Raw genomic sequence first — 19137 nt, forward strand, 5'->3', positions numbered from 1 at the left:
TCCCCCGTCCCCCGGGTCGCTCCGCCTCCGCCTCCGCCTCCGCCCCCGCCCCGACGCCCCGACGCCCCGGGCCGGGGGCCGCACGCCGTCGCTTCCTCGGGCGCGGCCGTTGACGTCTTCCCACGTGGGCAGGGGTACGGTCGTCCTGTGGACGCGGCCCGCAGGTCCGGGGCCGGCCGCTGTGCATGCTGGATGAGCGGGAGAGTGCGATGGCCGACGACGACGTCGAGTTCCGCAAGAAGATCCGATCGGACGTTCCGCATTCCGCGCGGGTGTGGAACGCGTGGCTGGGCGGGAAGGACAACTATCCGGTCGACCGGGAGCTGGCCGCCGCGGTCACCGCCGCCTACCCGCAGATGGCCGACATCGCGCAGGCCTCACGCGCGTTCCAGGCCCGTGCCGTCCGCCACCTCGTGACTCTGGGTGTACGTCAGTTCCTGGACGTGGGCACCGGTCTGCCGGTGGAGAACAGCACCCACGAGGTCGCGCAGGCCATCGCCCCGCAGTCCCGGGTCGTCTACGTGGACAACGATCCCGTGGTCCTGATCCACGCCGCGGCGTTGCTGACCGGCGCCCCGGAGGGCAGGACCTCCTACGTGGACGCCGACCTGTCCCGGGCGGACACCGTGGTGGACGAGGCGGCCAGAACGCTGGATCTCTCCGAGCCGGTCGCCGTGCTCCTCCTGTCGACCTTGGGGCACCTCGCCCCTGCCGACGGGATCGAGGTGGTCCAGCGGTACATGTCCCGGATGCCTTCGGGCAGCTGTCTGGTGCTCTGCGACACGGTGAAGACGCCCCGGACCCTGGCGGCGCAGGAGGCGTACGACTCCGGCGACAACCCGCCGTACCTGGTGCGGGAGCCGGAGGAGATCACCGGTTGCGCGAAGGGTCTGGAGCTGCTCGAACCGGGCTTCGTGTCCATCGCGTTCTGGCGCCCGACGGAACCGGACCCGACGGCCGTCGACCAGTGGGGACTTGTGGCCCGCAAGCCGTGACCGCGACCCCGGCCTGCGGTGGTCATTCTGAGCGAGCCCGCGGCGGCGACGACGGAGCGGATGCGCTCCGCGTACGTGAGCTCGGCGGTGCGGGCAGGGGCGACTGCCACAGGCTCACCTGAATGGACGTCCTTCCATGTCACCTGTCCCCGGCCCGCCGAGAAACCGGAAGCCCGGCGGCGGATGCATCAGGAAGTCGCGGTGGGAGATGTTCCAGGCGTACGCGCCGGCCAGGGCGAAGACCACCCGGTCCCCTGCCCTGAGTCCGGGAGCCTCCAGCCCCCGGGCGAGCACGTCCTTCGGGGTGCAGAGCTGGCCGGTGACCGTCACCCGGTCTCCGGCTGCCTCCGGACGCGGCCACGGGTGCGGCCAGGTCTCGACGGGCACCACCTCCGCCGGCTGGTCGTGCCCCTTCGCGGCGGGTGTCCGCAGGTGGTGGGTACCGCCGCGGACCACGGCCACGTCCTCACCGTGGCTGCGCTTCACGTCCAGCACCTCGGTGACGTACCAGCCGCAGTAGGCGGTCAGGGCGCGGCCGGGCTCGACGCGCAGGCGCACTCCGGGGTGACGCCGGGCCAGGGCGTCCAGGCCCGCGCCGTAGGCGGCCCAGTCGAATCGGTCGGCGGGGCGCGTGTAGTCCACGGCCATGCCGCCGCCCACACCGACCTCGGGCAGAGCCGTCCGGTGACGGCGGGACAGTTCGGCGGCGGCGTCCACGATCGTCTCGGCCACGCCCAGCAGTGCACCGGCGGGCAGACCGCTGGCCAGGTGCGCGTGGACCCCGGCGGCTTCGAGGCCGGGGCACCCTGGCCCGGCCAGCAGGCGGATCGCCTCGGATGCCTCCTCGGTCCCCATGCCGAACGGGGTGGGGCGGCCTCCCATGGTGAGGGCGCTGCCGGTCAGCGTCCCGTCCGGAACGGCCGGATTGACGCGGAGCAGGACCCGGGTGGGCGGGCGGCCCGGGACGTGGGTGCGGGCGGCCAGCGCCCGGAGCATCCGCACCTCGTGAAGGCTCTCGGCGTGTACGCGCTCCACCCCGGCGGCGAGTGCGGCGGCGAGTTCGTCAGGGGTCTTGCCGGGGCCGGAGAAGGCGAGGGGCTGTCCCGGCACGGCGGCCCGGACATGGGCGAGTTCACCGCCGGAGGACACCTCGAAACCGTCGGTCCACGGGGCGAGGGCGGCCAGGATCTCGCGTTCGGGGTTGGCCTTGGCCGCGTAGTACAGCTCCACCGTCCGCGGGAGAGCGGCGCGCACGGCCTCCGCGTGCCGCCGCAGCGCCGTCAGGTCGTGTACGTAGCACGGCAGTTCACCGTGCGTGAGGGTCTGCGCCTCGGCCCGCACCGCGGGGGTGAGCAGGGAAGGGGGCACCGGTGTTCCGTTCGTCGGTGGCGGGAGGAATATACGGGATCAGGGGGCGTACGGGCGGTCGGTGGAAGGAGGCACGGTGAGCGGGGACGGCAGGCGGACGTACCCGGCGTCGCGATCGGCCGAGCGCCGCCAGCGGGTGAGCAGATTGGTCTTGGCGGGGAGCGGCGCGCCCGCCAGCAGGGCCTGCAGCTGCCGCGGTCGGCCCAGGGCCTCGGCGCTCAGCTGCACGGTGGCGCGCGCCTGCTGCCACAGAGCCTGTTCGGTCTCGGGGTGGAGGTCGGCGACGGCGGCGAGGACTTCGGCGAGGTGGTTGACGAACAGGCAGTAGACGACCCTGTCCCAGCCGCGCTGCCGGTCGTACGTGAGCGGCTCGGCGACCTCGCGGGAGAGCGTGCGCAGCGCCGCGGCGTGGTGGTCGGGAAGGAGTTTGGTGCCTTCGAGGTCGCGGAAGAGCACCCGCTCCACAAAGCCCTCGCGGCCGACGCAGACGACGACGTTCTGGAGGTGCGGTTCGAGGACCACACCGTGGCGGAAGAACGCGGTCAGGACGGGCGGGACGAGCAGGGTGGTGTAGCGGCGCCACCACTCGGCGGCCTCGTCCGGTCCTGCGCCCGCGAGGAGCGCGGAGACCCGGCCGGGTCCGAGCGGGTACTCGTCGGCGACGGCTGCGGCCAGCAGCGGGGTGGTGCCCGCGGGGGTGTGGTGGGCGAGGCCCTCCCGGACGATCACCCCGAATCCTTCGAGCAGGGTGCGGTCGGGGCGGCCGTCCGCGCCGGGGAGGGCGAGCGTGCGGTAGGCGGGCTCGCGGAGCACTGCGGCGAAGGGGTGGCGCCGGGCGAGATCGGCCAGGACGGGGGCGAGCAGCCGGGTCAGGGCGACGGCGCCGGCGAGCTCGTACGAGGCGTTCTTGCGCAGGCAGTTGGTGATGCGCACGTCCAGGCTGAACTTGAGGAAGGCGTGCCCGTCGTGGACCGTACGCACGGAGGCGGTGGGGGTGACCGGGGCCCCGGCCGGACCGAGGTCGAGCACGTCCCGGCGGGCGACGGCGGCCCGCAGAGCGGGGTGATCGCCCAGCAGTCGGTACTGCCAGGGGTGTGCGGGCAGCAGCCGGTATCCGGGCGGCGCCTCTCCGGTCCGGTCGAGGGCCGCCGCTCCCCCGGGTTCGGCGGTCTCCTCGGCGAGGAACCTCTCCCGGACGGCGAGCAGGTGCAGCGGGAAACGGGCGCCTTCCTCCGGGGCGTACGCGGTCCACGCGTCGGGGTCGGCACCGTGCGCCTTCGGCGTGGGGTGGAAGCGGTGGCCGAGGAGGAGGGACTGTTCGGAGGCGAGGTAGGCGGCGAGCGGATCCCCCGGGCGGTCCGCGCCTCGGGAGTGGGTGGCAGCGGTGACGGCGGGGCGCTCGTGACCTACGGAACGGGCGTCGCCGTCGACCGGGCCGCCGGCGGAGTCAGGGGTGGCACCGGGAGCGGTGAGGGTGGCCCAGCGGCCGAGGGCGCTGGCGACGGCGCGGTGGCCGTCGGCCACCTGGTCCAGGAACTCGTCGTTCTCCGTGCCGGTGCGCAGGGAGAGTTCGGCATGTACCAGTTCGGCGAGCCGCTGCCATCCGATGGTCGCCCAGGCTCCGTCCGGCAGGCTCTCCCGGATGCTGACGGGACCGGTGAAGCGGTGGGCGCCCAGGAGCGAGGCGCGGCGCACACGGACCCGCAGGAGCGTGTCGTGGTGCGGCAGGCGCAGGACCAGCCGGCCGTCGGCGAGGGTGCGGTCCTCCGGCGCGGTCGCCTCACGCAGCAGGCAGTTGAGGAGGGTGTGGCCGACCGCCTCGTCGGCGGTGGGCGGCTGTACCGGAGTGCGGGGCGTGGTGGTGCTGGGCATCGGAGTCATGCCTTCCGCAAAAGGTAGTTGGGGCCGGTGGTGTAGTGCTTGTTGATGTCGGCGGCGCCGGACCGTGCCTTGGTGAGCAGGGTGCCGGCCGTCACCATGGCCTTCACGGGCAGTTCGGGGGCGTCGAGGACACGGGCGCGCAGCACGGCGGCGGCATCGGGCCGGGTGGCGGCGGTCCGGTCGATCGCCTCCGCGAGCCGGTCGCGTACCAGCCCGAGCAGCCGGCCGAGGGGGGCGGTGCCGTGTGCCGCGAGGCCGAAGGCCAGGGAGCCCGCGCACAGGTGGACGGTGATGGTGGTGAACAGGTCGGTGACGGGCCCGTCCTCCGTGACGCAGATCCGCCGGTCGGCGAAGCCGAGGGCGCCGGCGGTCGGCTCGGCGCATCCCCATGCCTCGGCCAGCCGCCGCGTGTGGACGCGCGGGCCGTCGTTGTCCTTCAGGAGCAGCCGTGGCCGGTCCGTACCGCCGCCGAGGACGAGGGAGATGTTCTGCTGGTGGGACTCCAGGGCGATGCCGTGACCGAAGAGGGTCGTCTGCCAGTCCAGCAGCAGGCTCAGGACGGCGTCGGCGAGGGCCACCCGGTCACCGCCGTGGAAACGGTCGGCGAGGTGGCCGATGACGGGGCGCCCGTCCGGGGCGCGCGCGGGCAGTGCGGCGAGCGGGAGGACGGTGGCGTCGTCGAGTCCGGCCGGCTGGGTGCGGCGGAGTACGGCGAGGAGTTCGTGTCCGGCGTGGGCGTACCGGGTCTCGTCGGCGAGCAGTACGCGCCCGGCGAAGCGGGGTTCGCGGTGCAGGACGCCCTCCAGGAGGCGCTGCCCGGCGGCACCGTCGCGCAGTGAACCGGGGGTTATCGTACGCCTGTTGAGCAGGCCCAGGGTGGCTGTGGCGAGCGGGAGTTTGAGGTGGGTGTCCGGTCGGCCGGCGAGCGCGACGGTCCGCATGGACAGGGTCGGTACGGCGTCGAGCAGGGGCCGCTCGGCGAGGACCGCGTGCCGGGCGAGGCCGGTCTCGGCCAGAGCGTGGTGGAGGCGGCCGGCTGCGGTGAGGGGGTGGACGGGCAGCAGGACGTGGCCCTCGTGGTGACCGGCGGGCAGTCCCAGCTCGGCAGGGGTGGGCCACCCGTCGTCCAGCCGTACGCCTCCGGTTCCCGGGGCGGTCCCGGGGCCGGTGTACGGGATGGGGACCGTGCCGGGTCCGGTGCCGGGTGCCAGGGTGACGCGCCCGGCGGGCAGGGACAGCCATCGGAGCGGGAAGCGGGGGTGGAACTCGGGTGCGTACGCGCGCAGTTCCGGCTCCCCCAGGCCCTTCCGGCCTCGGGGGACGGGGTGCACGGGGTGGTCGGTCCGGGCGGCGAGGGTGTCGTGGGCGAGGGCACCGGTGTGGCCGCGCCAGTGGGCCGGTCGGGGGCCGTGGATGTCCGTCAGACGCGCGAGGACCGCCTCCCGGGTCGCGGCGTGCAGGTGACGGGCCGCGAGGTCGCTGCGGCACTCCTCGGCGAAGGCGGCGTAGCCGGGCGCGTCCTCCGGTTCGGCGAGCCGGGCGAGGGCGGTCAGCACGGCGTCGTAGGTGGTCAGGTCGGTGCCCTCCGGTTCCTGGTGCAGGAGGGGCAGGCGGGCGGCCCAGGTGCTCTGGAAGCCGTCCTCGCGTACGGGGAGGAGCAGGGCGCGGCCGGCGCCGGTGGCGAGGCGCAGCCAGGGGCCGTCGGCGCGGCGGAGGAGAGCGGTACGGGTGCGCAGCCCGGCCACGTCCTCCCGCAGCAGGGCTCCGAGAACACGCAGGAGCTGGTGGGCCGCGGCGGGGGTCGGGCGCGCGACGGCCGGGGGTTCGGTGGCCCCGGGCCGTGCTGCCCCCGATTCGTCAGGGGTCCGGGGCCGGGCGAGGGTCATGGGGTGATCTCCCACCGCTGAGCGGCGAGGAACGCGTCGGCGGCGCGGTCCACGGCGTGCTGGTCGGGTCCGATGGTCCGCAGGATGCCGAGGTAGTCACGGTTGGTGCGGTGCAGCGGGTGGCGCTCACCGGTCGGGCGCAGGGGCCGGTAGGTGAGGCGCACGTCCCCCTCCGTCCGGTCGGCCGCGCCGGGCGCGGCGGTGAGCACCCCTGCCCGGTCGGCGCACGGGGAGTCGATCCGGGCGGCGCGGTCCCTGCGAGCACCGAGACTCTCGGGCAGAGGTTCACCCAGATGGGTGGCGAGGATGTGGTCGAAGAGCGGGATGTCGAGGAGGTCGGCGAGGAGGAGGTCGCAGTGGTCGCCGATGGCGCGGTAGTTCACCTCGATGATGCGTGCCCGGCCCTGGTGGACGACGAACTCGGTGTGGCAGGCGCCGAATCCCACACCGAGCCGTGCGAGCCGGTCGAGGATCTGCGCACGCACGGGCGCCGGGTGGTCGGGTACGTAGGTCAGCCGCTCCTCCACGAAGTGGGGCGGCGGCGAGAGGCGGGTGTGGAAGCCGCCGAGGACGTGCAGGCGCCGGCCGTCGCCCAGGGTCTCCAGTGTGTACAGCTCGCCGGGCAGGAACTCCTCGACGACCAGGGCGGCGTCCGGTCGGCGTGCGCGGATCTCCGCGCACAGACGCAGGAGTGCGGCGGGGTCGTCGGCCCGTACGACGTCCTCGCTGGCGACCCCCTCGCGCGGCTTCACGACGCAGGGGTAGGGCACTCCCCCGGCCTCCACGCACGCGTCCGGCGACCGGCCGGGCAGGATCTCGACCGCACGGACGGATTCGGCCCCGGAGGCGTCGAGGTGACGGCGCATCAGAGCCTTGTCCTTGGTGCGCAGCGTGGCCCGCCAGTTCTTTCCCGGCAGGCCGAAGAACTCTGCGGCGAGCGCGCCCTGGGTCTGGAGGTGGTCACTGTTGGTGAAGACGGCGGCGGGTCGCCCGCCGCGCGAGATGTGGGTGATCACCGCGCGGTGGTCGCGGACGTCGCAGGCGGTGACCTCCACGTCCGGCCCGAGGGAACCGGGTGGGCCGTACGCCGCCGGCCGGTCGGTGAGCAGAGTCACGGACAGGCCGAGCCGCCCGGCGGCCGGGAGGAAGCCTCTGAGGACCGAATCGGTCGGATTGAGGGCGAGCAGGTACGTCTGCATGAGCGGTCACTTCCGGCGCGCTGGTACGACGAGAAACGAATGGAGCTTAGGTTAGGCATACCTATTTCCACCAACTGACGGACATGAGCCGGGGCTTCGCCGGAAGTGTGCCTGACGGGTAGTAAGGTCAGCCTCCCCTAAGCAGTTCGATCCGCCGGCTGCCCGTGCCCCGGATCTCGCCCCTCCAGGAGCCTTTCGTGATCCTCGCCCCGGCACCGGCATCCCTCCGGCCCGCCGAGAGCTCCGCCGCCCTCCTCGCCTCGACCTATCACCGCCTCACCGCGCTCTGTCCGGCCCTGGACGCGGAGGTGGCCGGGCCGGGGGCCCCGGCCGGGCAGAGCTGGGTCGATGGTGCCGAACTGGCACTCCGGCCCGGATTGCTGGACACCTTCCTCGACGCGGAGGCCGTCCGGATCACCGAGCGCTACGACCACCGCGCCCGCCCCGACGTGGTCGCCTCCCGCCTGCTGCACGGCTGCCTCTGGTCGTTGTGCCTGCTGCTCAGCGGGCCGTGGTACCTGGACCGCCGGGTGCCACTGCCGCGCCCGCAGGACGTACGGATCGGCCGGTGCGAGGCCCGGTACCAGGTGGTGCCCGGTACCTTCGCCTGCCTGCCGGGGGACCCGGCGGAGGGACTTCCCGGAGTGCGCCGGGTGTCCGGCGAGGCGGCGCTGGACGACGTGCTGCGCACGGCCGTCGCCGATCTGGTGCGCCCGCTGTGCGCGGCCCTGGGCCCCCGGGTGCGGCGAGGGCCCCGGGCGCTGTGGGGCATGGTCGAGGACGACCTCGTCTCGGGCATCTGGTACGTGGGGCGCATGCTGGGCGAGGAGGAACGGGCGGTCGCCGCGGCCGGACGGCTGCTGCCGGGACCCGTCCCGCCGTTCCCGGCCGGCGCCGGGTTCCGTCAGCTGACGGACGCGTACGGCACGTCGCACCCGACCCGGGACCGGGCCGGGTGCTGCCTCTACTACACGATCCGCCCGGCGGAGACGTGCGCGACCTGCCCCCGTACCAGCGACGCCGAACGCCTGCGCCGTATCGAGGCCGCGCGGATCACGGCCGCCGGGTGACACGGCCCGCGGCGCGGAAGGCCGGCCCGTGAACCTCCCGGGCGGCCTTCCGTCCCGACGCGGCGGACGTCAGCCGATCTCGATGAGCAGATCGCCCGCCTCGACCTGCTGGATCCTTCCGATCGCCAGCCGTGCGACCGTGCCCGCGCGCTGGGCGGTGATGGAGGCCTCCATCTTCATCGCCTCGATGGTGGCCACCGTCTGACCCGCCGACACCGAGGCGCCCTGCTCCACCTGGAGCGTCACGACGCCCGCGAACGGTGCGGGGACGTGCCCGTCGTTGCCCCGCTCGGCCTTCTCCGCGGCCTTGACCTCGGTGGCGACGGACGTGTCCCGCACCGACACCGGACGCAACTGGCCGTTGAGCGTGGCCATCACCGTACGGAAGCCACGCTCATCGGCCTCCGAGATCGCCTCCAGCTCGATCAGGAGCGTGACACCGGCCCCCAGGGTGACGGGGTGCTCGGTGTCCGGCTCCAGGCCGTAGAAGAAGTCCTGCGTGGGCAGGACGGACGTGTCCCCGTAGGCCTCGCGGTGGGCGTCGAACTCCTTGGCCGGGCCGGGGAACAGCAACCGGTTCAGCGTCGCCCGCCGGTCCCGGCCGAGTCCCTCGCGGTCCTCCTCGGAGAGGGTCGCCGCCTCGGCCTGTGCCGGGCGGCCCTGGAGCGCGCGCGTGCGGAACGGCTCGGGCCAGCCGCCGGGCGGGTCGCCCAGCTCGCCACGCAGGAATCCGACCACCGAGTCCGGCACGTCGAACCTGCCGGGGTCGGATTCGAAGTCGGCCGCGTCGACCCCGGCTCCGACCAGGTGCAGGGCGAGGTCTCCCACGACCTTCGACGAGGGGGTCACCTTGACCAGCCGGCCCAGCATCCGGTCGGCGGCCGCGTAACAGTCCTCGATCAGCTCGAAGCGGTCGCCGAGGCCGAGCGCGATGGCCTGCTGACGCAGGTTCGACAACTGTCCGCCGGGGATCTCGTGGTGGTACACACGCCCGGTGGGCGAGGCCAGCCCCGACTCGAAGGGCGCGTAGACCTTGCGCACGGCTTCCCAGTACGGCTCGAGTCCGCCGACCGCGTCGAGCGAGAGTCCGGTCGCGCGCTCGGTGTGGTCGGTGGCCGCGACCAGCGCCGACAGGGACGGCTGGCTGGTGGTACCCGCCATCGAGCCGACGGCCGCGTCCACCGCGTCCACGCCCGCGTCGATCGCGGCGATCAGCGTGGCGAGCTGGCCGCCCGCCGTGTCGTGGGTGTGCAGGTGCACCGGGAGGTCGAAGCGCTCGCGCAGTGCGGTCACCAGGGTGCGGGCGGCGGGCGGGCGCAGCAGGCCCGCCATGTCCTTGATGGCCAGGACGTGGGCGCCGGCCTCGACGCACTGCTCCGCGAGGCGCAGGTAGTAGTCGAGCGTGTAGAGCCGCTCGGCCGGGTCCGACAGGTCCGAGGTGTAGCACAGGGCCACCTCGGCGAGCGCGGTGCCGGTGGACCGTACGGCATCGATGGCGGGACGCATCTGCGAGACGTCGTTGAGCGCGTCGAAGATCCGGAAGATGTCCATGCCGGTGGCCGCCGCCTCGGCGACGAAGGCCTCGGTCACCTCGACGGGGTAGGGCGTGTAGCCGACGGTGTTGCGCCCGCGCAGCAGCATCTGCGTACAGATGTTGGGCACCGCCTCCCGCAGGGCCGCGAGCCGCTCCCAGGGATCCTCGGCGAGGAAGCGCAGGGCCACGTCGTAGGTGGCACCGCCCCAGCACTCCAGACTCAGCAGCTCCGGTGCGGTCCGGGCCACGTGCGGGGCGACGGCCAGCAGGTCGCGCGTCCTCACCCGGGTGGCCAGCAGGGACTGGTGCGCGTCGCGGAAGGTCGTGTCCGTCACCGCGACGGCCCGCTGCGCACGCAGCTCCGCCGCGAACGCCTCCGGCCCGAGTGCCACGAGGCGCTGCCGTGAGCCCTCGCGGGTCGGGGTGCCCGGGGGGATGCGGGGGAGCTTGGCGATCGGGTCGATGACCCGGGGGCGCGGGCCGTGGGGACGGTTGACAGTCGTCTCGGCGAGATACGTGAGCATGCGGCTTCCACGGTCCGCGGAGGGCCGCGCCCGCATCAGATCCGGGTGCTCGGCCAGGAAGCTCGTCGTGATGCGGCCCTCGCGGAAGCCGGGGTGGTCGAGCACGGCGCCCAGGAAGGCAAGGTTGGTGGCGACTCCGCGGATACGGAACTCGGCGATCGCCCGCCGTGCGCGGCGGGCGGCGTTGGCGAAGTCGTGACCGTGACAGGTCAGCTTGACCAGCATCGAGTCGAAGTGCGCGGACACCTCGGCGCCGGTGTGGACGGTGCCACCGTCGAGCCGTACCCCGGGGCCGCCCGGCGAACGGTACGCGGAGATCGTGCCGGTGTCGGGCCGGAATCCGTTGGCGGGATCCTCCGTGGTGATACGGCATTGCATGGCCGTGCCGGTGAGGACGATGTCGTCCTGCGTCAGACGCAGTTCCGGAAGCGACTTCCCCGCGGCGATCCGCAGCTGTCCGATCACCAGGTCCCGTCCGGTGACCTGCTCGGTGACCGTGTGCTCCACCTGGATGCGCGGGTTCATCTCGATGAAGACGTGGTTGCCGCGCTCGTCGACCAGGAATTCCACGGTGCCCGCGTTGACGTACCCGATGTGCTTGGCGAACGCGACGGCGTCGGAGCAGATGCGCGCGCGCAGCTCCGGGTCGAGGCCGGGCGCGGGCGCGATCTCGACCACCTTCTGGTGGCGCCGCTGCAGCGAGCAGTCCCGCTCGTACAGGTGGACGACGTTGCCCTGGGTGTCGGCGAGGATCTGCACCTCGATGTGGCGCGGGTTGAGGACGGCCTGCTCCAGGAAGACGGTGGCGTCCCCGAAGGCCGACTCCGCCTCGCGCATCGCCGCGTCGATCGCCTCCCTCAGTTCGGCGGGCTCGGCGACACGCCGCATGCCCCGTCCGCCGCCGCCGGCGACGGCCTTGACGAACACCGGGAAGCCGATGGAGTCGGCCATGCCGACCAGCGTGTCGACGTCGGTGGACGGCTCGGACGACTTCAGCACGGGAACCCCGGCCTCACGGGCGGCCGCCACCGCGCGGGACTTGTTGCCGGTGAGGAGCAGTACGGAAGCGGGGGGCCCGACGAAGGTGATCCCGGCCTCGGCGCACGCGGCGGCGAGGCCCGGGTTCTCGGACAGGAAGCCGTATCCGGGGTAGACGGCATCGGCGCCCGCCTTCAGCGCGGCCTTGATCACCTCGTCGACCGAGAGGTAGGCCCGTACCGGGTGGCCCTCTTCACCGATCTGGTAGGCCTCGTCGGCTTTGGCGCGGTGAAGCGAGTTGCGGTCCTCGTAGGGGAACACGGCCACGGTGGAGATGCCGAGCTCGAACGCCGCGCGGAACGCGCGGATCGCGATCTCGCCCCGGTTGGCGACCAATACCTTGCGGAACATCAATGTCCCCTGTCGTGTTGCGGGCACGGGGCCCCAGGTGGCGATGTCATTCCGGCTGCCGGGATCGGCATCCGCTGTTCCCGTGGACGGTACCGATCAGTAGGGGTGGCGTCGATCTCCCACCAGCGGGAGATAGCTCACGCCGGTGGGATCCCTCACACCGGGGGAACGGAGGTCGGCACGCTCCGGCGCGTCGGCCTGGGACCTTCTCGCGCGACGCGCCGGGGACGCAGGCCGACGCACCGTCAGGAGGCACTGCGCGCCGCACCGGGCGTGTCCGGAGGCCGGCGGACCCACGAGCCGAACCGGCGCCGGGCGGGTCCGACCCGAGGGACGGCGGATGCGGCACGTGTTCCCGGCCCCGGCCCGAGCGGTGTTCAGTCGGTGCCGACCCGGCGTGCGGAGTGGCGGAAGCCTTGGCACGGTTGCCGCGGCCCGCCATGGAGCACCAGCGGCAGGTGCTGTTCCTCGACACGCCATGGTGGTGCGAAAGCCAGGGGGAGGCAGAACCACTAGGCGCAGTTCGGGCACAGTCCGCGGTAGGTGACCTCCGCCTCGGACACCGTGAAGCCGAACCGCTCCTCGGCCGGGAGGCCGGCCAAGGGGTTCCCGGTGGGGTGGACATCACGGATCGTGCCGCAGCCGGAGCACACCAGATGCTGGTGCGGGCGGTGGGCGTTGGGGTCGAAGCGCTTGGCGCGGCCGTCGGTGGAGACCTCGGTGACCTCACCGAGGGAGACCAGCTCGCCCAGGGCGTTGTAGACGGTGGCGCGCGAGATCTCGGGCAGCCGCTGGGCCGCGAGGGCATGCACCTCCTCGGCCGTGAGGTGCACGTGGTCGCCGTCGAGGACCTCTGCGACGACACGCCGTTGGGAGGTCATCCGCCAGCCGCGCCCTCGCAATCGCTCCAGCAGGTCACTCATATCGGTTCACCTGTTCAGGTTTGGCGGATGGCCGAAGTCCACCCGTGGGCGTCCGGGATCCGATTGAATACGAGTTTGGCGGGCTTGTTGACCTGGACTCCATCCATCGTAGGATCGGTTCCGGTGATAGCCAAGGGACCGGAAGACTCCAGTGCGGCAGGAGACAGCGACGTGACGGGACCACCACCGAGGACTCGCACGGTGCCGGACAGCGGATGACAGCCGCCCGCGTCGCCGAGGCGATCGCTCCTGGGGGGCGGTCCCGTGGGCCTGCCTCTCGCCCTCGTGGACGGGGGCCCTCCGGACACTCACCCCGGCCGGACGCCCACGGCACCTCGAACCGGCCGCCGCCCGGGCCCGGTCCGGGGAACGTACCGCTGCGGACGTCGGCCGAGCGGGCTGCCCGGCCTCCTTCGCCGAACGCGCCCGGCCACTCGGCTTCCCGGCCGACGAGGCCGAGGTCACTCACTCCTGTTCCCCGACCGCTCGACCGCCCGCAGTTCCTGAGCACGTGATCCGCCCAGCCCGGAAGGATTCCCATGTCCGAGAACCATGATGCAATCGTCGTCGACGCGAAGACGGAGGGCGGAGGTGGCTGCCCGGTCGCGCACGGACGCGCCCCTCACCCGACGCAGGGCGGCGGAAACCGCCAGTGGTGGCCGGAGCGGCTCAACCTGAGGATCCTCGCCAAGAACCCCGCCGTGGCCAACCCCCTCGGTGAGGGATTCGACTACGCCGAGGCGTTCAGCACCCTCGACCTCGCGGCTGTGAAACAGGACATCGCCCAGGTGCTGACGACCTCTCAGGACTGGTGGCCGGCCGACTTCGGCCACTACGGCCCGTTCATGGTCCGGATGGCGTGGCACAGCGCCGGCACCTACCGGATCAGCGACGGCCGTGGCGGTGCCGGGGCCGGGCAGCAGCGCTTCGCCCCCCTCAACAGCTGGCCGGACAACGGGAACCTCGACAAGGCCCGCCGTCTGCTGTGGCCGGTCAAGAAGAAGTACGGCCGGAACCTCTCGTGGGCCGATCTCATGATCCTCACGGGCAACGTCGCCCTGGAGTCCATGGGCTTCGAGACCTTCGGCTTCGGCGGCGGCCGTGCCGACGTGTGGGAGCCCGACGAGGACGTCTACTGGGGTCCCGAGACCACGTGGCTCGGCGACGAGCGCTACACCGGCGACCGGGAGTTGGAGAACCCTCTCGGCGCCGTCCAGATGGGGCTCATCTACGTCAACCCGGAGGGCCCCAACGGCAACCCGGACCCGCTCGCCGCTGCCCGCGACATCCGTGAGACGTTCCGCCGGATGGCGATGAACGACGAGGAGACAGTCGCCCTGATCGCGGGCGGTCACACCTTCGGCAAGACCCACGGCGCGGGCCCCGCGGACAGCGTGGGCCCCGACCCGGAGGCCGCCTCCATCGAGGAGCAGGGCCTCGGCTGGAAGAACACCTACGGCAGCGGCAAGGGTGGCGACACGATCACCAGCGGCCTTGAGGGCATCTGGACGAACACTCCGACCACCTGGGACAACAGCTTCTTCGAGATCCTGTTCGGCTACGACTGGGAGCTGTTCAGCAGTCCCGCGGGCGCGCACCAGTGGCGGCCGAAGGACGGAGCCGGGGCGGGCACCGTCCCCGATGCCCATGACGCGTCGGGGAAGCACGCCCCCACGATGCTCACCACCGACCTCTCGCTCCGGTTCGACCCCGCCTACGAGCCGATCTCGCGGCGCTTCCTCGAGGACCCGGCCCAGTTCGCGGACGCCTTCGCCCGGGCGTGGTTCAAACTGACCCACCGTGACATGGGTCCGATCGTGCGCTACCTCGGCCCTGAGGTCCCGGCCGAGACGCTGGTCTGGCAGGACCCCCTCCCCGCCGTGACCCACACGCTCGTCGACGCCGAGGACATCGCCTCCCTCAAGAGCCAGGTCCTCGCCTCGGGACTCTCGGTGTCGGATCTGGTGTCCACCGCGTGGGCGTCGGCTTCGTCCTTCCGTGGCAGCGACAAGCGCGGCGGCGCCAACGGTGCGCGCATCCGTCTCCAGCCGCAGAGCGGCTGGGAGATCAACCACCCTGACCGGCTGGCCTCGGTGCTGCGCACCCTGGAAGGGATCCAGCAGTCGTTCAACTCCGCCCGGACCGGCGGCACGCGGATCTCGCTCGCCGACATGATCGTGCTCGCGGGCGCTGCGGCCGTCCAGCAGGCGGCCAAGGACGCCGGCTTCGACATCGAGGTCCCCTTCACGCCGGGCCGTGTGGACGCGTCGCAGGAGCAGACCGACGTGGAGTCGTTCGCCGCGCTTGAGCCGACCGCCGACGGGTTCCGCAACTACCTCGGGAAGGGCCATCGGCTGTCGGCCGAGTACCTGCTGACGGACCGGGCGAACCTGCTGACCCTGAGCGCCCCCGAGATGACGGTTCTCGTCGGTGGGCTCCGCGTCCTGGGCGCGAACTACCAGCAGTCGCCGCTCGGCGTCTTCACCACGACCCCCGGGTCGCTGACCAACGACTTCTTCGTCAACCTGCTCGACCTGGGAACGACGTGGAAGGCGACGTCGCGGGACGCGAGCACGTTCGAGGGCCGCGACTGCGCCACGGGCGAGGTCAAGTGGACCGGCAGCCGGGTCGACCTGGTCTTCGGGTCGAACTCCGAACTGCGTGCGCTTGCCGAGGTCTACGCGAGCGACGACGCGAAGGAGAAGTTCGTGCAGGACTTCGTCGCGGCGTGGGACAAGGTGATGAACCTCGACCGGTTCGACCTCGTCTGATCCCGGCGTCCGGGCCGGCCGGCACCGGCCGGCCCGGACGGCTCGGACGGCTCGGACGGCTCGGACGGCTCGGGTGCCTTGAGCGCCCTCACCCGGAGGAGACGGCCGGCCACCCCGACGGTGGTCAGCCGGAGGCCGGCCGGTCCGGCGGTGTGAGGTGCTGCCGCAGGAACGTATGCACGAGAGCGCTGTTGTGGGCGGTCTGTTCGTTGTCGTTGGCGCCCGCGTGGCCACCGCCGATGTTCTCGTGGAACAGGACCGGGTGGCCGAGGTCGCGCAGCCGTGCGGCGGTCTTACGGGCGTGGCCGGGGTGCACGCGGTCGTCGCGGGTCGAGGTCATCAGGAGCACCGGCGGGTAGGCCCGGTCCGCGGTGAGCTGGTGGTAGGGCGAGAGCGCGCGGAGGTGAGGGCGATCGGCTTCGTCGTCCGGGTTGCCGTACTCGGCGATCCAGGACGCGCCTGCGAGGAGTTCGTGGAAGCGGAGCATGTCCAGCAGCGGCACCTCGGCGACGATCGCGCCGAACAGCTGGGGACAGCGGGTGAGCATCGCGCCCATGAGCAGGCCGCCGTTGCTGCCGCCCATGGCGCCGAGCATGGCCGGGGTGGTGATGCCACGCGCGACGAGGTCCGCGGCGACGGCCGCGAAGTCCTCGAAGGCTCGCGGCCGGTCCGCGCCGAGCGCCGCCTGGTGCCAGCCCGGTCCGTACTCGCTGCCACCGCGGATGTTGGCGATGACGTACGTGCCGCCGCGCTCCAACCACCCGCGGCCCGTCACCGCGCCGTAGGAGGGGGTGAGGGAGATTTCGAAGCCGCCGTATCCGTAGAGCAGGGCAGGGCCGGGTCCGGTGGCGGAACGGTCGGGTCCGATCACGAAGTACGGCACCCGCGTGCCGTCCCGGGAGCTCGCGAAGAACTGCCGCACCTCCAGTCCGGCCGCGTCGAAGCGGGCCGGAGCCTGCTTGAGGATCTCCGTGCCGGCGCCGACGTGCCCGTGGTACAGCGTGGAGGGCTGCAAGAATCCGGACACGTCCAGAAAGTACTCGTCGGAGTGGTCCGGGTCCGTGTCCACGACGACGGCGGTGGACAGCGCGGGGACGTCCGCGAGCGACGAACGTGCCCACGTGCCGTCGGGGGCGGGAGTGAGCACCTCGATGCGGGTGCTGACGTCCTGCATCGTCTCCAGGATCAGGTGGTGGCGGGTCCAGGAGTGCCCGGCCAGGGATGTCCGCTCGTCCGGGGTGAAGAGCACCTGTGCGGTGCGGTCGCCCGCCAGGAAGGAGTCGAAGCCGAACGCCAGCAGGGAACCCGCCCGCTGTCCGAGCCAGTCGGACTTCAGGCTGACGATCAGGTGCTCGCGATGGACCTGGGCTTCGGCGTCGTCGGGGACGTCGATCCTGACGAGCGAGTCGTCGGGGGTCAGGAGGTACGTCTCGCTGCGGTAGAAGTCCAGCGACCGGGCGACGAAGTCCCTTTCGAAGCCGGGCGTGCTGTCGTGCCATCCCCCGGCCGACACGTCCCGCGCCCCGGCCTCGAAGACCAGGGCGGCCTCCTCCAGCGGCGTGCCGCGGCGCCATCTGCGAACGGTGCGCGGATAGCCGGAGTCGGTCAGCGAGCCCGGCCCGGAGTCCGTGCCGATGAAGACGGTGTCGGCGTCGATCCACCCGATCGTCGTCTTCGCCTCTCCCACCTGGAACCCGTCCTCGACGAAGGCCCGCGTGGCGAGGTCGAACTCGCGCACCGCCACGGCATCCCCGCCGTCGCGCGACAGGCGCACCAGCACCCGGTCGTGGTCGGGCTCGCGCACCCGCGCACCGGCCCACACCCACTTCTCGCCCTCCTGGGCTACGAGGGCGTCCATGTCGAGCAGGACGTCCCACTCGGGAGCGTCCTTGCGGTACTGCTCCATCGTCGTCCGCCGCCAGACGCCGCGCACGTGTTCGGCGTCCTGCCAGAAGTCGTAGAGGAACGTGCCGCGACGGACGGCGTAGGGGATGCGGTCCGAGGCGTCCAGCACCTCCCGCAGGCTCTTCTTCAGGGAGGCGAACCCTTCGCCGGCGGCCAGCGCGGCCGCCGTCTCGGCGTTCCGCTCGGCCACCCACTCGAGCGCGGCTTCGCTCTCGACGTCTTCCAGCCACAGGTACGGGTCACGATCAGTCACAGACTTCATTGTGCGGGTCGAGATCGCGTGGCGGGACCACATTCCACGGGTGGTCGCCCCCCGGATACCGGCGACAGCGGGCCGGGCGACGCCGCTGGTCCCGTCCACCCCGCGCCGCTCGCACACTTCCCGGAGAGCCGTCCGTGTCCGCGGACGGCCGCCGGACGGCGTCGCCGCCCCCGCCCTGGGCGACCTGTCGGGCGTGAGCCCATCGGCTCCGCCCCACCCGGAGGCGGGTGGGGCGGAGCCGGCCGATCCTGAGGCCGGGGCGGCCGGCCACCCGCCTGCCGCGTCGGCCTCGCGCCGCACACACCGTCGCGGCACGCGGCGCCACCCGGCAGGTCACGGCCTCAGATCGTGGACGTGTCGATCACGAACCGGTAGCGCACGTCGCTGTTCAGCACGCGCTCGTACGCCTCGTTGATCTCGGACGCGCCGATCAGCTCGATCTCCGCACCGAAACCGTGCTCGGCGCAGAAGTCCAGCATTTCCTGGGTCTCCTGGATGCCGCCGATGCCGGAGCCCGAAAGGGACTTGCGACCGCCGATCAGCGAGAAGAGGTTGACCGAGACCGGCTCCTCCGGGGCGCCGACGTTCACCAGCGCACCGTCCGTCTTCAGGAGGGAGAGGTAGGAGCCGAAGTCCAGCGGTGCGGACACCGTGGACAGGATGATGTCGAACGTGCCGGCCAGTTCCTCGAAGGTCTTCGGGTCGCTGGTGGCGTAGTAGTGGTCGGCGCCGAGCTTCAGCCCGTCCTCCTTCTTGCGCAGGGACTGCGAGAGCACGGTCACCTCCGCGCCGAGCGCGTGCGCGATCTTGACGCCCACGTGCCCGAGGCCGCCCATGCCGAGAACGGCGACCTTCTTGCCGGGACCGGCGTTCCAGTGCTTCAGCGGGGAGTACGTGGTGATGCCCGCGCAGAGCAGCGGCGCGGCCTCGTCCAGCGACAGGCCGTCGGGGACGCGTACGGTGTAGTTCTCGTCCACCACGATGTGTGTGGAGTAGCCGCCGTAGGTGGGGTCACCGTTCTTGTCCAGCGCGTTGTACGTGCCGGTGTTGCCCTTGACGCAGTACTGCTCGAGGCCGGCCTCGCAGTTGTCGCACTCGCGGCAGGAGTCGACCATGCAGCCGACGCCGACGCGGTCGCCCACGGCGAACCTGGTGACGCCGGGACCGGTCTCGGTGACGATGCCGGCGATCTCGTGGCCGGGCACCATCGGGAATATGCCCTGGCCCCAGCCGTCGCGGGCCTGGTGGATGTCCGAGTGGCAGATGCCGGCGAACTTGATGTCGATCAGGACGTCGAACTCGCCGACGGCACGACGCTCGATGGTCGTGCGCTCCAGCGGAGCCTTGGCGGCGGGTGCGGCGTACGCGGCGACAGTGGTCATACGGGAGTTCTCCTAAGGAGTGGTCCGGTGCCCGGCAGCCTTCCGTCC

General features: G+C 72.5%; 11 protein-coding genes. 3 read left to right on the top strand and 8 right to left on the bottom strand.

Annotated features, from left to right (window positions below):
- Positions 1–209: 209 nt before the first annotated feature.
- Complete coding sequence (locus tag AB0F38_RS13690; protein WP_361891360.1) at positions 210–995, top strand: SAM-dependent methyltransferase; 786 nt, start codon at positions 210–212, stop codon at positions 993–995.
- A gap of 114 nt (positions 996–1109) precedes the next feature.
- Here AB0F38_RS13690 and AB0F38_RS13695 read toward each other — a convergent pair whose 3' ends face one another.
- From AB0F38_RS13695 to AB0F38_RS13710, 4 genes are read right to left on the bottom strand one after another with little or no spacing between them, the layout of a single operon-like run.
- The gene (locus AB0F38_RS13695; protein WP_361891363.1) at positions 1110–2363 is read right to left on the bottom strand and encodes a type III PLP-dependent enzyme; all 1254 of its coding nucleotides are present in this window, start codon (positions 2361–2363) and stop codon (positions 1110–1112) included.
- A gap of 39 nt (positions 2364–2402) precedes the next feature.
- Positions 2403–4235: an IucA/IucC family protein gene (locus tag AB0F38_RS13700; RefSeq protein WP_361891366.1), complete on the bottom strand. Its 1833-nt coding sequence runs from the start codon at positions 4233–4235 to the stop codon at positions 2403–2405.
- Positions 4236–4240: 5 nt separating this feature from the next.
- On the bottom strand, positions 4241–6130 hold the full coding sequence (locus tag AB0F38_RS13705; protein ID WP_361891368.1) for an IucA/IucC family protein: 1890 nt from the start codon (positions 6128–6130) through the stop codon (positions 4241–4243).
- Positions 6127–7329: an ATP-grasp domain-containing protein gene (locus tag AB0F38_RS13710; RefSeq protein ID WP_361891371.1), complete on the bottom strand. Its 1203-nt coding sequence runs from the start codon at positions 7327–7329 to the stop codon at positions 6127–6129. The genes AB0F38_RS13705 and AB0F38_RS13710 overlap by 4 nt, the downstream gene beginning before the upstream one ends.
- Before the next feature lie 197 nt (positions 7330–7526).
- Between AB0F38_RS13710 and AB0F38_RS13715 the strand changes: the two genes are divergently transcribed.
- The gene (locus AB0F38_RS13715) at positions 7527–8399 is read left to right on the top strand and encodes a (2Fe-2S)-binding protein (protein ID WP_361891374.1); all 873 of its coding nucleotides are present in this window, start codon (positions 7527–7529) and stop codon (positions 8397–8399) included.
- A 69-nt stretch (positions 8400–8468) separates the two neighbouring features.
- Here the strand turns inward: AB0F38_RS13715 and AB0F38_RS13720 are convergent, their stop codons facing one another.
- Together AB0F38_RS13720 and AB0F38_RS13725 are read right to left on the bottom strand one after the other, a co-directional pair.
- A complete protein-coding gene (locus AB0F38_RS13720) occupies positions 8469–11846 on the bottom strand; it encodes a pyruvate carboxylase (RefSeq protein ID WP_361891377.1) in 3378 nt (1125 codons plus the stop codon).
- Between the two features lie 512 nt (positions 11847–12358).
- On the bottom strand, positions 12359–12769 hold the full coding sequence (locus AB0F38_RS13725) for a Fur family transcriptional regulator (RefSeq protein ID WP_361891380.1): 411 nt from the start codon (positions 12767–12769) through the stop codon (positions 12359–12361).
- Positions 12770–13308: 539 nt separating this feature from the next.
- Here AB0F38_RS13725 and katG point away from each other — a divergent pair.
- The gene (katG, locus tag AB0F38_RS13730; protein WP_361891383.1) at positions 13309–15540 is read left to right on the top strand and encodes a catalase/peroxidase HPI; all 2232 of its coding nucleotides are present in this window, start codon (positions 13309–13311) and stop codon (positions 15538–15540) included.
- 124 nt (positions 15541–15664) lie between these two features.
- On the opposite strand, the gene AB0F38_RS13735 is transcribed toward katG, so the two are convergent.
- Positions 15665–17707, bottom strand: a complete 2043-nt coding sequence (locus AB0F38_RS13735) for a prolyl oligopeptidase family serine peptidase (RefSeq protein ID WP_361891385.1) — start codon at positions 17705–17707, stop codon at positions 15665–15667.
- Positions 17708–18048: 341 nt separating this feature from the next.
- Positions 18049–19089 carry an NAD(P)-dependent alcohol dehydrogenase gene (locus tag AB0F38_RS13740; RefSeq protein ID WP_361891388.1) on the bottom strand — a complete coding sequence of 347 codons (1041 nt, stop codon included), beginning with the start codon at positions 19087–19089 and terminating at the stop codon, positions 18049–18051.
- Positions 19090–19137: the final 48 nt, after the last annotated feature.

This window comes from Streptomyces sp. NPDC025273 (assembly GCF_040638585.1).
Taxonomy (GTDB): domain Bacteria; phylum Actinomycetota; class Actinomycetes; order Streptomycetales; family Streptomycetaceae; genus Streptomyces; species Streptomyces cinereorectus.

Excerpts from the sequence above, each read along its gene's own strand:
- AB0F38_RS13690 (WP_361891360.1), top strand. The coding sequence starts at position 210 with ATGGCCGACGACGACGTCGAGTTCCGCAAGAAGATCCGATCGGACGTT.
- AB0F38_RS13700 (WP_361891366.1), bottom strand. The coding sequence starts at position 4,235 with ATGCCCAGCACCACCACGCCCCGCACTCCGGTACAGCCGCCCACCGCC.
- AB0F38_RS13705 (WP_361891368.1), bottom strand. The coding sequence starts at position 6,130 with ATGACCCTCGCCCGGCCCCGGACCCCTGACGAATCGGGGGCAGCACGG.
- AB0F38_RS13710 (WP_361891371.1), bottom strand. The coding sequence starts at position 7,329 with ATGCAGACGTACCTGCTCGCCCTCAATCCGACCGATTCGGTCCTCAGA.
- AB0F38_RS13720 (WP_361891377.1), bottom strand. The coding sequence starts at position 11,846 with ATGTTCCGCAAGGTATTGGTCGCCAACCGGGGCGAGATCGCGATCCGC.
- AB0F38_RS13725 (WP_361891380.1), bottom strand. The coding sequence starts at position 12,769 with ATGAGTGACCTGCTGGAGCGATTGCGAGGGCGCGGCTGGCGGATGACC.
- katG (WP_361891383.1), top strand. The coding sequence starts at position 13,309 with ATGTCCGAGAACCATGATGCAATCGTCGTCGACGCGAAGACGGAGGGC.
- AB0F38_RS13735 (WP_361891385.1), bottom strand. The coding sequence starts at position 17,707 with ATGAAGTCTGTGACTGATCGTGACCCGTACCTGTGGCTGGAAGACGTC.
- AB0F38_RS13740 (WP_361891388.1), bottom strand. The coding sequence starts at position 19,089 with ATGACCACTGTCGCCGCGTACGCCGCACCCGCCGCCAAGGCTCCGCTG.